This window comes from Geomobilimonas luticola, from assembly GCF_018476905.1.
GTDB classification, from domain to species: Bacteria; Desulfobacterota; Desulfuromonadia; order Geobacterales; family Geobacteraceae; genus Geomobilimonas; species Geomobilimonas luticola.
Map to the genome: position 1 here is coordinate 310,415 of NZ_JAHCVK010000003.1, position 13,337 is coordinate 323,751.

General features: G+C 59.9%; 15 protein-coding genes. 4 read left to right on the forward strand and 11 right to left on the reverse strand.

Translation table 11 applies throughout. The annotated features are described in order from the left end of the window. Positions 1-149: 149 nt before the first annotated feature. The 9 genes from KI810_RS10440 to KI810_RS10480 all read right to left on the reverse strand — a co-directional run bounded on the left by KI810_RS10440 (position 150) and on the right by KI810_RS10480 (position 9,088). On the reverse strand, positions 150-1,394 hold the full coding sequence (locus KI810_RS10440) for a CaiB/BaiF CoA transferase family protein (RefSeq protein WP_214175472.1): 1,245 nt from the start codon (positions 1,392-1,394) through the stop codon (positions 150-152). A gap of 197 nt (positions 1,395-1,591) precedes the next feature. Continuing rightward, a complete protein-coding gene (locus tag KI810_RS17590) occupies positions 1,592-2,755 on the reverse strand; it encodes a thiolase family protein (RefSeq protein WP_214175473.1) in 1,164 nt (387 codons plus the stop codon). 67 nt (positions 2,756-2,822) lie between these two features. After that, positions 2,823-3,629: a cobalamin-dependent protein gene (locus tag KI810_RS10450; RefSeq protein WP_214175474.1), complete on the reverse strand. Its 807-nt coding sequence runs from the start codon at positions 3,627-3,629 to the stop codon at positions 2,823-2,825. After that, the gene (locus tag KI810_RS10455; RefSeq protein WP_214175475.1) at positions 3,620-5,278 is read right to left on the reverse strand and encodes an acyl-CoA mutase large subunit family protein; all 1,659 of its coding nucleotides are present in this window, start codon (positions 5,276-5,278) and stop codon (positions 3,620-3,622) included. The genes KI810_RS10450 and KI810_RS10455 overlap by 10 nt, the downstream gene beginning before the upstream one ends. 50 nt (positions 5,279-5,328) lie before the next feature. Further along, on the reverse strand, positions 5,329-6,675 hold the full coding sequence (locus KI810_RS10460; RefSeq protein WP_214175476.1) for an MmgE/PrpD family protein: 1,347 nt from the start codon (positions 6,673-6,675) through the stop codon (positions 5,329-5,331). Between the two features lie 12 nt (positions 6,676-6,687). Then, complete coding sequence (locus KI810_RS10465; protein ID WP_214175477.1) at positions 6,688-7,329, reverse strand: GntR family transcriptional regulator; 642 nt, start codon at positions 7,327-7,329, stop codon at positions 6,688-6,690. Between the two features lie 71 nt (positions 7,330-7,400). After that, positions 7,401-8,399: an amidohydrolase family protein gene (locus tag KI810_RS10470; RefSeq protein ID WP_214175478.1), complete on the reverse strand. Its 999-nt coding sequence runs from the start codon at positions 8,397-8,399 to the stop codon at positions 7,401-7,403. A 240-nt stretch (positions 8,400-8,639) separates the two neighbouring features. Beyond that, entirely contained in the window at positions 8,640-8,840 is a 201-nt protein-coding gene (locus tag KI810_RS10475; RefSeq protein WP_214175479.1) for a GSU3473 family protein, read from the reverse strand. Further along, the gene (locus KI810_RS10480) at positions 8,834-9,088 is read right to left on the reverse strand and encodes a GSU3473 family protein (protein ID WP_214175480.1); all 255 of its coding nucleotides are present in this window, start codon (positions 9,086-9,088) and stop codon (positions 8,834-8,836) included. The genes KI810_RS10475 and KI810_RS10480 overlap by 7 nt, the downstream gene beginning before the upstream one ends. Positions 9,089-9,306: 218 nt before the next feature. Here KI810_RS10480 and KI810_RS10485 point away from each other — a divergent pair, with 218 nt between their 5' ends. The 4 genes from KI810_RS10485 to KI810_RS10500 all read left to right on the forward strand — a co-directional run bounded on the left by KI810_RS10485 (position 9,307) and on the right by KI810_RS10500 (position 12,617). Beyond that, entirely contained in the window at positions 9,307-10,143 is an 837-nt protein-coding gene (locus tag KI810_RS10485; RefSeq protein ID WP_214175481.1) for a DMT family transporter, read from the forward strand. 355 nt (positions 10,144-10,498) lie between these two features. Beyond that, the gene (locus tag KI810_RS10490; RefSeq protein WP_214175482.1) at positions 10,499-10,957 is read left to right on the forward strand and encodes an NfeD family protein; all 459 of its coding nucleotides are present in this window, start codon (positions 10,499-10,501) and stop codon (positions 10,955-10,957) included. Beyond that, positions 10,954-11,811, forward strand: a complete 858-nt coding sequence (locus KI810_RS10495; RefSeq protein ID WP_214175483.1) for an SPFH domain-containing protein — start codon at positions 10,954-10,956, stop codon at positions 11,809-11,811. The genes KI810_RS10490 and KI810_RS10495 overlap by 4 nt, the downstream gene beginning before the upstream one ends. A gap of 287 nt (positions 11,812-12,098) precedes the next feature. Next, the gene (locus KI810_RS10500; protein WP_343213491.1) at positions 12,099-12,617 is read left to right on the forward strand and encodes a toll/interleukin-1 receptor domain-containing protein; all 519 of its coding nucleotides are present in this window, start codon (positions 12,099-12,101) and stop codon (positions 12,615-12,617) included. A gap of 22 nt (positions 12,618-12,639) precedes the next feature. On the opposite strand, the gene KI810_RS10505 is transcribed toward KI810_RS10500, so the two are convergent. Next, the gene (locus KI810_RS10505) at positions 12,640-12,873 is read right to left on the reverse strand and encodes a hypothetical protein (protein ID WP_214175484.1); all 234 of its coding nucleotides are present in this window, start codon (positions 12,871-12,873) and stop codon (positions 12,640-12,642) included. Between the two features lie 144 nt (positions 12,874-13,017). Further along, a complete protein-coding gene (locus KI810_RS10510; RefSeq protein ID WP_214175485.1) occupies positions 13,018-13,236 on the reverse strand; it encodes a hypothetical protein in 219 nt (72 codons plus the stop codon). Between the last annotated feature and the right edge of the window lie 101 nt (positions 13,237-13,337).

Sequence of the window (13,337 nt, forward strand, 5' to 3'; positions counted from 1 at the left end):
GTTTTTTATTTTTTTTGCATTCCGTTTCTTTACACGCATCACCTATGACATCATCGGACAAAGGAGACATAGACCCGTACAGGTAGCGATGCGTAGCTTTGTTGAGTTCATAACCTGCGATAAAACATCTAAACCCATGTTTTATCGGTTTAGATGACATCCTTTTCCTTCAACCTGGCCAGATCCTCCTTGGAGTAGCCGAGGATGCCGCAGAGCACCTCCTCGTTCTGCGCTCCCAGGTACCCCCCCGGCAGTTCGAAGCCGATTTCGGCCTCGGTGAAGCGGAAGGGGAAATCGTGACCCACCGCGCCCTTGACCTTGCCGAACTCCGGATGGTAGAGGTCGGTGATCATGCCGCGATGCTTGAGCTGCGGGTCGTCCAGGACCTCGGGAATGGTCGCCACCTCGCCGGAGGCGACCCCGGCCGCGCGGACCTTGGCGACGACCTCCTTCTTGGTCAGGGTCTTGGTCCAGGCCTCCACCGTCTCGTCGACGAAGTCGGCATGCTGCTGGCGGTAATCGAGTTTCTCGCAGCGCGGGTCCTTGATCAGGTCTTCGCGCCCCATCGCCTTGCAGAGCCCGACCCAGTGGCTGTCGGCCGCACTGCAGATCACGGCATAGCCGTCCTTGCACTCGTAGGAGTTGAAGGGGGTGAGGCGGAGACGCCGGTTGCCGGTACGGATCGGGATGTTGTTGTCGATGAAGACGTCCAGGCTCTCTTCCATGAGGAAGGAGAAGAGTGAGTCGAGCATGGAGACATCCACATGCTGCCCCTTGCCGGTCTGGTCGCGGAACCGCAACGCCGCCTGCAGGCCGATGGCGAGGTAGAGGGCCGAGATCAGGTCGCCACCGGCGACCCCGAGACGGACCGGGGCGTTCTCCGCGTAACCGGTCACCTCCATGACGCCGCTCATCGCCTCGACGACCGGGTCGAATGCCGCCAGGTTCTTGTAGGGGCCGTCCTGGCCGAAACCGGAGCAGGAACCGAGGATGATGTCGGCCTTGATCTTCTTCAGGTCCTCGTAGCCGAAGCCGAGCTTTTCCATCGTCCCCGGCAGGAAGTTTTCCGCCACCACGTCGGCGGTGGCGATAAGCTTGCGCAGGATTTCCTTCCCCTCCTCCGACTTGAGGTTGAGGGAGACGCTCTTCTTGCCCCGGGAGCGCTTGAGGATGCAGAGGGAGATGTCCCGGGGGTCGGTCCGCTTCAGGGTGATGCCGTTGGGGCCGAAGTAGGGGCCGTTGTTCCGGACGGCGTCGCCTCCGTCGTGCTTTTCGATCTTGATCACCTCGGCACCCAGGTGCGCCATGATCTCCGTGGTGTACGGCCCGGAGAGCCAGGCGGTCAGGTCCACGATTCTTACGCCTTCCAATGGTTTCTTGATGTTGGTTCCCATATCTGTCTCCTCAATGTGTGTAGTTTTTCCACAAGTACTAATTTGATGTGATTACTACTCGCCATGCCCCCCTTCCTTCCTCCCCCCTCCGGGGGGAGAACTCTTTGCCCTCCCCCAGCGGGGGAGGGTTGGGTGGGGGTTGATGTCGAGTAGTCAGGTTTCGAATTAGTAACTTGCGTTGTGCGAATTGTAAGGGGTCACTCCCCCTTGAGAATGTTGACCGCCACCACCGCCGTCTCGCCGGCCATGTTGCCGCCGCCGTTTTCCGTCATGCCGACGTTGGGTGGGGGTGAAATCTGGCGTCCCCCCGCCTCGCCCCGCATCTGCCAGGTTACTTCGGCAAGCTGGGCAATCCCCGTCGCCCCGGCGGGGTGCCCCTTGGCCGTCAGGCCGCCGGAGGTGTTGACCGGCAGCTTCCCGTCGTAGCGGGTCGCCCCCTCATCGATCATCCGCCCGCTCCCCCCCGGCTCGCAGAATCCGAGCTCTTCGTAGAGGTAGAGTTCGATAGGCGCCACGGCGTCGTGGATCTCCGCGACCTGGATATCCCTGGCGGTCACCCCTGCTTCGGCATAGGCCTTCTGCGACGTGCGGGCCGCAATGGACAGCTCTTGCCGACCGCTGATATCGAAGCTCCCGAGCATGCTCGATCCCACCTTGACAGGCCGCTTGCCCATCCGCTCCGCCATCTCCCGCGTTCCGACGAGCAGGGCGGCGGCGCCATCCCCCAGCGGGCAGGTCATGAGCAGGGTGATCGGGTCGGCGATGGTCCGCGACTCCAGGATCTCCTCCACCGAGTAGGGCTTGCGGTACTGGGAGTGGGGGTTCAGCGAACCATGGAGGTGGTTCTTCGCCGCCACCTTCGCCAGTTGCTCCCTGGTGACGCCGTATTTCGCCATGTAGCTCCGGAAGCGCATGGCGTAGATCCCGGCGAAGAGCATCCCCATCTGCCCCTCGATCCCCACGTCCGTGGAGGTGGAGAGCGCCTTGAGACTGGTCGGGGTGTCGCCGCAGAAAAGCTTCTCCACGCCGACGGCCAGGGCCAGCTCCGCCTGCCCCGCGGCAACGGCGCGATGGGCGAGGTAGAACGCGGTGGAGCCGGACGCGCAGGCGTTTTCCACGTTGATGATGGGGATGCCGGTGATTCCCGCTTCCCGCATGATCACCTGCCCCCGCACCGACTCCTGACCCTGGAGGACACCGCCGTAGGCGTTCCCCACAAAGGCGATGTCGATGGCGTGGGGATCGACTTTGGAGTCGCGGATCGCGTCCCATATCGGGCCATAGGCAAGATCCTTCAGACCTTTGTCCAGATGCTTGCCGAAATTGCTCATTCCCACACCGAGTATATAGGTATCTCTCACGACGGATTCTCCTTCTTGAACAGTTCCCTCTCCCCGGGGGAGAGGGTTAGGGGGAGGGAGTACTATGCTAGACCGGCTTGAACCGGTAGCCGATGACCGGCTCGTTGTTCTCGTCCCGGCGGGTTTCCACGCACTTCAGCTCCATGGTGCACCCCGCCTGCAGTTTCTCCTCCTCGTACTCCGTGAGGAGCGTGAACAGGGTCGGTCCGTTGTCAAGGGTCACGTACCCCTGGGCATGGGGGACGGAGTAGCCGGGGGGAGCCGCCTTGGTGACGACGAAACTCTGCAGTTTCCCGGTCCTGCTCAGTTCCACATCCTTCACGTGGGCGTCGTCGAGACAGTGGGGGCAGTTGCGGCGCTTCGGAAAATAGGTCCGGCTGCACTGTGCGCATGCCGTACCCACCAGCGACATCTGCTGCAGGGTTTTCCCTTTCAGCGTCCCGGGAACGTCGCACTTCCACTCCTTCTCCGTTACCAGGGAGAAGACGTACTCGGCGATCTCCTTCACTTCCGTGCCGGTGGGATAAATTTTCTGGACCCCCATGGCATACAGCTTGTCGTAATCTTCCCGGGGGATGATCCCGCCGATGGTCACCGGGATATCGAGGGCGTTCAGCTTTTCCAGCTCGGCCCGCAGCTTCTTGACGATGGCGAGATGGGCGCCGACCATGGAGGATATGCCGATCACGTCCACATCTTCCTGGACCGCAGCACGTGCCACGGTCGAAGCGGTCTGGCGCAGGCCGGTGTAGATGACCTCCACCCCCTGGAGGCTGAGACCATGGGCAACCACGTAAGCGCCCCGGTTGTGGCCGTCCAGGCCGATCTTCCCTATCAGGGCCCGCGGTTTGCGGGTTGGTTTCGCTACATCCATGATGACCCCTCCTTGTAATATCCCCATACTCCGCCGAGCACCTGGCACATCTCGCCGATGGTGGCGTAGGCCTTGACGCAGTCGATCAGGGCAGGGACCGTGTTCTTGCCGGCGCGCACATCCTCTTCGAGTCTCTTCAGGCAGCGGGCCACCGCCTCATTGTCCCGCTCCGCCTTGACCTGCTGCATCTTGGCGATGATTCGCTCCTGGATCCCCTCTTCGGACTTGAAGCTCTCGGCGTCGATCACCTCGTCGTCGTCCTGGAACTTGTTCAGGCCGACGATGACCCGCTCCCCGCTTTCGATCTGCTGCTGGTATTCGCTGGCCGCCTTGCGGCAGTGGGCCTGGTACGTCCCCTCCTCGATGGCCTTCTGCGCGCCCCCCTTGGCGGCGATCTCTTCCATGATGGCCAGCGCTTTCTGCTCCAGCTCGTTGGTCAGGGACTCGATATAATAGGAGCCCCCCAGCGGATCCGCCACGTCGGCGATGCCGGTCTCGTTGGCGAGGATGTGCTGGGTCATGAGAGCGACCTTGGCCGCCTTTTCGGTCGGGATGGAGATGACCTCGTCCATGGCGTTGGCGGAGAGGCTCTGCACCCCGCCGAGGATGGCCGCCAGGCACTCGATGGTCACCCGCACGATGTTGTTCATCGGCTGCTGGGCGGTCATGGTGTAGCCGGTGGTGTAGACCCGGATCACGCACTTCATGCTCTCTTCCTTCTGGGCGTGGTAGCGCTCCTTCATCATGCGCGCCCACATCCGCCGGAATGCGCGGTACTTGCAGATCTCTTCGAACAGGTTCATGGGGACCGAAAGCTGGCACTCCAGGAGGGGGGCGAAGTCATCGATGTGCAGGCCGCGGCTCAACGCCTCGTCGATATAGGCCTGGGCATTGGACAGGGTGAAGGCGATCTCCTGGGCGGCGGTGGCGCCCCCCTGGCGCATGTGGGAACCGCAGATGCAGATCGGCTTGAACCTGGGGTGATGCTTCGTGCAGTACTCGATGGCGTCCACGGCGAATTTCAGGGAGGGGGTGGGGGGGAAGACATAGGCCCCGCGGGCCACGTACTCCTTGAGAATATCGTTCTGCAGCACCACCACGTACTCGGAGGGATCGACCCCCTGCTTGTCCCCCGTGGCGAGGAAGAGGGCCAGCATGATCGGGCCGATGGCATTGGCGGTGGTGAAGATCTGGCGCGTGGTATTCAGGGGGATGCCGTCGAACAGCGCCTCCATGTCCTTGAGGCTGTTGATCGCCACCCCCGCCTTCCCCACTTCCCCGTCCGCCAGCTCGTCGTCGGACTCGACCCCCAGCTGGGTCGGGAGGTCCAGGGCGACGGCCAGGGCGGTCTGCCCCTTGGACATCAGGTACTTGTACCGCAGGTTGGTGGCTTCGGGGTTGCCGAAGCCGGCGTACTGCCCCATCGCCCAGAATTCGGCACGGTACATGGAGGGATAGATCCCCCGGGTATACGGATACTGGCCCGGCAGGGAGATGTCCCTTTCCGCCTCGAAGCCCGCCGCCTTGAGATCGTCCTGGTCATAGACATCATTCAGTTCGATCCTCGACTCGGAGAGATACACCGGCTTCCTGCGGCCACGCTTTGCGTAATCCGCCTCGAGAGACTTTTTCCATGCGTCGTTTTTCATAGGGATCTCCGGTTTACCATGTTCTTTTGTATGTATTTTTACATGTAATTTTAGCGGTCACAAAAAAGGCGCCGCGACAGCACACCGCAAAAATCCGCTCCCGCCGGTTCGTCCGGACACCCTTCCACGCGGCGGAGGACAGCTTCACGCTCGTCATCGGACAGGTAGCCGTCCGTGCAGCTGACGAATTTAGCCCGGGTGACCGCCAGGGAGAGGGGGGCTTCCGGCTCGCCCAGCGGATAGCTGACACTGTGGGAGAAGGTTCTGCCGTCAGCCAGTTCTACCTCCACGCGGGACCCCCGCTGCCGGGGGTACCGGGACTCGATATCAGGATCGACGCTCTCGGCAACGAGGCTGGTCAGCCGCGCGATGTCGGGATCGGCAAAGTGCCTCTCGTCAAAGGAGTCGTAGGTGGCGACGCCGAGAACAGCCCGGGCGGCGATGGCATAGGGGATGTTGAAATACGCGTCGCCGCGCTTCTTCACGTTCTTGATGCCGGTCTCCAGGGCAATCCGGTAGGTCCCCACCCTGACTCCCGCGATCTCCCCATGCCCGATCCCCTGCTGTTCGACGATGGTGCTGAACGCCTCCAGGGACGCATGCATGTGGCGGCACCCCGGGTAGGGCTTCAGATAGCACCCTTCGATGGCGTACTCTTTCTCGAGCGGCGCCATGACCGATTCATGCAGCCCTTTCTCCAGGTACGCCGGGAAGAACCCCTCTTCCAGGACGTTGCCGTACCCCCCATGACCTTTTTCCGCCAGCAGGGCAGCTTCGACGCCGTTGCGCACGCTCCACCCCACCTGCACCGGCTGGGTGCCGCCGTTCTTGAACGCCGCCATCAGGCCTGAACCGCCCAACGCAGCAAGACAGAGGGCATGGCTGGTGGTCGCGAGATCGTAACCCCGCAGTTGCGCCAGCGTTGCCGCAGCACCGAAGGGGGCCGTGACGGCGGTGCCGTGGAAACCCTTGCGCGCAAAATGGGGATTGCCTGCCCGGGCCAGGCGGATCATGACGTCATATCCCGCCACCATGGCCCGGTCGATGGTTTCCGGCGATTTCCCCTCGCCGAAGGCGAGGATGACCGGCACCACGACCGCCGCAGGATGGCAGGCCCCCTCCCGGGAGCCGTCCTCGGACACGGAGCCGTTGATGGCAAAGGCCCAGGCCATGGCGCAGTCCTCTCCCCGGGGGAGAGCCCCGCCCCACTTGGGAACGATCCCGGCTGCGATGTCTTCGAAAACCGAACTCCTGCAGCCGATAAACGCCGACGCGATCCCGTCGAGGAGGTGTTGCCGGACCTTGCGGACGGCAGCATCCCCCAAGGGCGCGGTGCGGATATCAAGGACACGCTGTGCGAGGGAGAGAGCCAGGGTATGTTCGCCGGAAATCGACATGGACAGCTCCGATCAATCGAAGATGAACGAATAGATGTACTGCTTGCCGCTCTCGATGTGCTCCGCCACGATCCGCTTTGCCTTTTCCACGTCGCGGTTGCCGATCGCCTGCACCAGTTCGTGGTGCTCGGCGGGAACCTGCACCACCCGCTCCCCCTTCAGGGGGCGGATCCGGTGCCGGAGGAAGATCCGCTGGTACACCTCGCGGAAATACTCGGCCAGATAATAGTTCCCCGACATCTCGACGATGTAGGCATGGAACTCCTCGTCAAGGGAAAAGCGGCTCCTGCTCTGATTTTCATCCACCGATTGCTTGAACAGGCGTTCCCGCTTCTCCAGTTCCTTGAACTTCGCCGGGGTCAGGTTCTGGATGGTCTTTTCAATGGCGCCGAGTTCCAGAATCGTCCTCAGTTCGTACAACTGATCCGCCTCTTCCTTGGTAATCTGGTGGACGGTATACCCCTGGTTGGGGGTAAAATCCAGAAACCCCTCCTTGTTGAGGAGGCTCAAGGCATTGTTGACCGGGGTGCGACTCACCCCGAGCTTTTCCGCCAGATCCGCAAACGTCAGGCGCTGCCCCGGAGTAATTTCGTAATCGAGCATCATCTGTTTGATCTTCTGGTAGACAACGTTATTCAGATTTCTCTCGCCCATGGTCACCAATCCTTCGAGTGAGCTGCCGTGGACCCGGGTTGCCGTACGGGCAACCCGGGCTCACCATCACGTCACTTCACCCATTTTTTGTATTTTTTCGGTACCTCGATGTTCAGGAGCTTCGCCAGGTTTATCCCCAGCATGTTCGCCCGGTCCTGGTCCGTGATGGGGGGATACCCCCACCCTTCCTGCAGATCCTTCGGGATCTGGAGGTTGAGGATCGCCTGGACCTGCAGGTCGGCGGGAGCGGCCGGCCAGTCGGTGCCGAACACGATCTTCTCGCTGCCGAGCATCATGTTCATGATGCTGCCGACCATGTGGGCAAGCTTCACCGGCGCGTAGTAGAGGGGCCCGAGCATGCCGCTCATCCCGATGTAGAGGTTCTTGTGCTTCCAGGCAAGGGCGTTCAGGGTCTCGTGCTCGGGCCAGCCGAAGTGGTAGGCGACGATCTTCAGTTCCGGGAACGTTAGACATATATCATCAAGTTGCATCGGTCTGCAATAGTCAGAATGTCCCCCCACGGCGAGACCGGTGTGGATGAAGACCACCACCCCCAGTTCGAGACACTTCTCGTAGAAGGGCATCATGTCCTTGTGGTTGATCGGCCCGCCATCCTCCGGGGAATAGACCTTGGTGCACTTGAAGCCGTACTCCGTGTGGAGGATCTCCAGCTCCTTGATGGCGTTCTTCACGCCGCGGTTGAGGTGGGGGCCGACGTTGGAACAGCCGATGATCCGGTTCGGATACTGCTCCATCGCCTCGATGACGTGGTAGTTGGTGGAACAGGGGACGCCGTTGTAGGAGAGCCCGAGGAACGACTCCCGCAGCATGCAGGCCATGTCGATCCCCGCCTTGTCCATGTCCGCGATGAGCCCTTCCTTGGTCCAGTCGGCCGGCTTCTCCCGCCGCTCCCCCGTGATGGGGTTGGTGCACCACCACCGCCCCGTGGGGGATTCTTCCGGCTTGGAGAAATAGCGCGTTCCCGGGTAGTAGTTGATATGCTTCCTGAAGTCGAGAGGCATGGTATGCGCCTCACAATCAATGATTAAGAAGTCTTTCGCCGTCGCCATTTCTTCTCCCCCTTTTGACCATGATGGTTGCACGATTAAAGTATCGCGGTTTGTTTTCATGCAATATTACATGTAATGTTGCATTTGTCAACAGATATTTTTTCGGAAAAATGCGGTGGGAATATTACGTTACGGGCACACGAAGTGTGGGGCAAAAGGGGTCTGGCGGCGAGAGACGAGGGAATGACCGGGAATGGTCCGGCATTCCCCCGTCCCATGATGAACTGCGGGCAGGAGCGGCTAGAAGAGGATCTGCCCCTTTTCCCGCTTGTCGGGGCCGTCAAGAGGCTGCTGCCTGGTGCGTATTACATCCCGCCCTATTCGTGCCCACCCGTCCGATCTCTTGAAGGCGACGACGGCTCTCTTCTCGATCAGGTAGTTGAGCGTGGACGACGAGACAACCCCGGAATAGCCATCCTGGAAAATGACTTTAATTACCATGACTCTCCCCCTCCTGACGGACAATAGTGTTCTTTACGCGTCGAGAACCCGTTCCCGGACCGGTCTTCTGCCCGCCGCCCCTCGCCGGCAAACGGTTGCTGACTCTTGCGCATGGGCTCCATGCCTACTCTCGCCCATCCGTCGGACCTCATGAACGCAAGGATCTCGTTATTGCGGATGAGACCGTCAAGGTCCGCTGCGGAGACGATACCGATGAACCCACGGCTGTTCATGATGGTTATATCCATGACTGTTACCCCTTATAGACAGATGATACCGTTAAATGTATCTAATTTGTCTCATTTTTCAACAGGATTTTTTTCCTGTTCGCCATCAATCCCTACAATTCTCCGGCCGGCCTCCCACCTCCTCTTGCTATTTCCACGAACCCATGCCATAACGGATTCCCGCGTGGGGCACGATGCACTCCCGACCCGCATGACACTCTTTCCGGAAAGGATAATCCATGGAACGGCGGACTGCCGTGATATATCTCTTCTGCGCCGCGCTCTGCTGGAGCCTCGGCGGGGTGCTGATCAAGGGGGTCATGTGGCACCCCATGGCCATCTCGGGGGTACGCAGCTTCATCGCCGCCGCCCTCATCCTGCTGGTCTTCGGCCGCCCCCGCTTCACCTGGTCGGTTCCCCAGCTGGGGGGTGCGCTCACCTACGCCGCCACCGCCATCCTGTTCGTGGTCTCCACCAAGCTGACCACCGCCGCCAATGCCATTCTCCTACAGTACACGGCGCCCGCCTTCGCCGCCCTGTTCGGCATCTGGTACCTGGGGGAGCGGCCGCGGCGCAGCGACTGGATCACCCTTGTGGTGGTCATGGGGGGGATGGTGCTCTTCTTCCTCGACCGCCTGACCCTGGCGGGTCTCTGGGGAAACATCGCCGCCCTGGTCAGCGGGTTCACCTTCGCCTGGATGGCGCTCTTCATGCGCCGCCAGAAGGACACCTCACCGATGGAATCGGTACTGCTCGGCAATCTGCTGGCAGGGCTGGCCGGCATCCCCTTCATGACCGGCGACCTCCCGGACCCGGCCGGCTGGCTGCGGCTGGCGGCCCTGGGGGTGGTGCAGCTCGGCATGGCCTACGTCTTCTTCACCAAGGCGATCCGCCACGTCACCGCCGTCGAGTCGCTCCTCATCCCGACCATAGAGCCGGTGCTCAACCCCATCTGGACCCTGCTCTTCATCGGCGAAATCCCTGGCCCCCTCGCCCTGTGCGGCGGGGCCGTCATCATCGGCGCTGTGCTGGCGCGGGGCATCGTCCCCCTGCTGCGCTACCGGGCTTCGGGGTGATTCAAACGACACCATCCCATAGTCGCCCATGTCACGCGGTTGCAGGGGAAAGAACTTCCTTGACACCCGCAACCAAGAGGATTACAACCATCTAATCGACACAACGCAGCAGCCACAGGGGACAAGTCGCCATGGAACTGCCCAATCTCCGCAATTAAAACGCCCGCACCGGCTTAGAGCCGGCCGGGCGTTTTGTGCATTGCAGGTCCGAGTCGCCATGGCAGCACGATTGAACGGAACGGTAACAGCGTAAAGATGCCAGCATAAAGGGTTGATCAACACCATAAAAAACACGCAACCGTAGGGCGTGGCCCTATCTTTTCCCGGGCTGTCCATTCCCGGCAAGGAGATCCGCATGAGCATATCCTGGTGGCACTGGCTTGTGACGGGGCTGGTCCTCATCGGCCTCGAACTCGTAATCCCTTCATTCACCATCATCTGGTTCGGCCTCGGTGCCGTCCTGGTGGGCATTATCCTTGTCATCTTCCCCGGTCTGTCCATTGCCGGGCAAATCCTCTCCTGGACCGTTCTCTCGGCAGGGCTGACCTTAGCCTGGTTCCGCTTCTTCAAGCCGCGCACCAGGACCGTTTCCGGTTCATCCAAGGATGCGGTCGTCGGCGAGAGGGGGCTGGTCATCGTGGGGGCCGCCACCTTCGAAAAGGGGCGGGTCAGATTCCAGTTGCCGGTACTCGGGGCGGATGAGTGGCCCTGCATGGCGGACGAGCCCCTGGAGATCGGGGACCGGATCAGGGTGGTAGACGTGGAGGGACATCTGCTCAAGGTGGAAAAAACCGACAGGGGGGAAAAATCATGAGTCCGGGAACGATCGTACTGGGAGTACTGTTTGCTCTGGTTCTGACCACAATCTTCATGGGGGTGCGTCTCGTCCCCCAGGGTTACGAGTTCGTCGTCCAGCGGCTCGGCAAGTACCACTCGACCCTCAAGCCGGGGCTGAACTTCATCATCCCCTACGTTGACATCGTCGCCTACCGCCTCACCACCAAGGACATCCCCCTGGACATCGGCGCCCAGGAGGCGATCACCAAGGACAACGCGGTCATCGTCACCAACGCCATCGCCTTCATCAAGATCGTCGATCCGGTCAAGGCGGTGTACGGCATCAGCAACTACGAGTACGCCATCCAGAACCTGGTGATGACATCGCTACGGGCAATCATCGGCGAAATGGAACTTGACCGGGCCCTCTCCTCCCGAGACATCATCAAGGCGAGGCTCAAGGACATAATTTCAGAGGATGTGACCGACTGGGGGATCCTGGTGAAATCGGTGGAAATCCAGGACATCAAGCCGTCCGACTCCATGCAGAAAGCCATGGAGCAGCAGGCCACGGCAGAGAGGCTCAAGCGGGCCATGATCCTGGAGGCGGAGGGGAAGAAGGAAGCAATGATCCGCGAGGCGGAAGGGAAGCTGGAGGCGGCAAAGCGCGAGGCCGAGGCCCAGGTAACCCTGGCCGAGGCGTCGGCAAAGGCGATAGAGGACATCGCCGGCGCGGTCGGCGACAAGGAACTCCCCGCCCTCTTCCTCCTCGGTGACCGTTACGTCAACGCCATCCAGAGACTCTCCACATCGAGCAACGCCAAGACCTTCGTCCTGCCGGCGGATATCCTGGGAGCGGTCAAAGGGATCGCCGGCAGGTCGCAGGGGTAGAATTCCTCCAAGCAGAACGCCCGCGCCGGCTCAGAACCGGCCGGGCGTTTTTGCATTGCATAATCGATTCGCCATGGCAGGGCGACAGAACGGAACGGTAAAAGCATATAGATATAGATGCAAAGGATAAGCAGCAATTTGCCTAAAAGCATCTATATGTATATACAAGGACAGCATCTATATATAGATGCAAGCATCTAACTGTATATGCATGTATATACTGGTAGATGTTACTTTCTAACTGCTCAATAATGAGTTGGAAAACAAAACTTATAAATGGAGATAATGTGGCTCTGAAAGTCTTTATTAGCTATGCCAAGGAAGACCGCGAAAGTGCCGAGCGCTATTATGAACTTCTGGCTAAAGAGGGAGCGTCACCGTGGGTTGATTTTAAGCACCTTTTGCCAGGTCAGAACTGGGAAGCGGAAATAGAGCGGGCTTTTAGTGATGCAAATGTAGTGGTGCTTTTGCTCAGCAAGCGAAGCGTGACAAAGCGGGGCTTTGTGCAGAGAGAAGCTAATGATGCGATAGAACGCTTAAGATATAAGCAACTTACAGACATCTATGTAATCCCGCTGCTGCTTGAGCCTTGCGAAGTACCGACTCACATAGCTGCTCGACTACAATACGTTGACCTTAATGTTCCAGGCGCGTGGGACCAGGTCAAGGCAGCACTCAGGCTGGCATCTGAGCAGCAATCAATTGAATTGGAACATGGCATAGTTGCAGGCCCTTTAAATGTCTTTACGGAAAGGATAGAGGATAACTGGGAAGGTTTGCCTGGACACAATATCGAGATCGAGTAACCGGAGATATTCCTAAAATCTCTCAACCAGTATTAAATTTGACATCCAGTTCAAAAAATAACAAACCAGCAAGGACGAAACAGGCAAAAAGAGCAACAACTTCAAAGGACTCAAATAATAGCTGCAACAATATCGTGCTAACACAGGAGCAGTTTAACACGCTAATAACTGCGCTCACAATGTCCAGAGACAACAAAACATCTGAGACCGCCGCATTAAATTCAAAATAAGAAATGAATGTCCCAACTCTCGGCACGACCCCTCTCCCTGCGGTCGGGGGTCAGCCTCATGCACGTTCAAGCCACAGCCCTTCTCGCCACACGACAACAAAAACGCCGTGCGCCCTTGATTCCAAGGCCACACGGCGTTTCCCATTCTGCCTCACTTCTGCTTTCCGCACCTATTGCAGAAACGACTCCACCGGCCGGTTGAGAAAGTGTTCGTGCTTGAGCTTCAGTGCCGCCACGGCGGCTTCCCGCTCCTCCCCCTCCCCCATCGTCATGATCCGGTTTATCTCCGCCACCACCTCCCGGTCCAGGACGGTCCGTATCCGCTCGGCAAGGGCCTGGTGGTAATCGTAGAGACCGGCCTTTTCCCGCTGCTCGGTGGAGAACCGCACGGTGTCGAGGATGAGATCAACGAGGGTGTGCCTTGGGGTCAGGTGTGCCTTGGGGTCAGGTGTGCCTTGGGGTCAGGTGTGCCTTGGGGTCAGGTGTGCCT

What these genes read in the sequence shown, in the direction of transcription:
- KI810_RS10455 (WP_214175475.1), bottom strand. Translation starts at nt 5,278, where the DNA reads ATGAAAAACGACGCATGGAAAAAGTCTCTCGAGGCGGATTACGCAAAG.
- KI810_RS10485 (WP_214175481.1), top strand. Translation starts at nt 9,307, where the DNA reads ATGGAACGGCGGACTGCCGTGATATATCTCTTCTGCGCCGCGCTCTGC.
- KI810_RS10475 (WP_214175479.1), bottom strand. Translation starts at nt 8,840, where the DNA reads ATGGTAATTAAAGTCATTTTCCAGGATGGCTATTCCGGGGTTGTCTCG.
- KI810_RS10490 (WP_214175482.1), top strand. Translation starts at nt 10,499, where the DNA reads ATGAGCATATCCTGGTGGCACTGGCTTGTGACGGGGCTGGTCCTCATC.
- KI810_RS10460 (WP_214175476.1), bottom strand. Translation starts at nt 6,675, where the DNA reads ATGTCGATTTCCGGCGAACATACCCTGGCTCTCTCCCTCGCACAGCGT.
- KI810_RS10450 (WP_214175474.1), bottom strand. Translation starts at nt 3,629, where the DNA reads ATGGATGTAGCGAAACCAACCCGCAAACCGCGGGCCCTGATAGGGAAG.
- KI810_RS10470 (WP_214175478.1), bottom strand. Translation starts at nt 8,399, where the DNA reads ATGGCGACGGCGAAAGACTTCTTAATCATTGATTGTGAGGCGCATACC.
- KI810_RS10440 (WP_214175472.1), bottom strand. Translation starts at nt 1,394, where the DNA reads ATGGGAACCAACATCAAGAAACCATTGGAAGGCGTAAGAATCGTGGAC.
- KI810_RS10480 (WP_214175480.1), bottom strand. Translation starts at nt 9,088, where the DNA reads ATGGATATAACCATCATGAACAGCCGTGGGTTCATCGGTATCGTCTCC.
- KI810_RS10465 (WP_214175477.1), bottom strand. Translation starts at nt 7,329, where the DNA reads ATGGGCGAGAGAAATCTGAATAACGTTGTCTACCAGAAGATCAAACAG.
- KI810_RS10495 (WP_214175483.1), top strand. Translation starts at nt 10,954, where the DNA reads ATGAGTCCGGGAACGATCGTACTGGGAGTACTGTTTGCTCTGGTTCTG.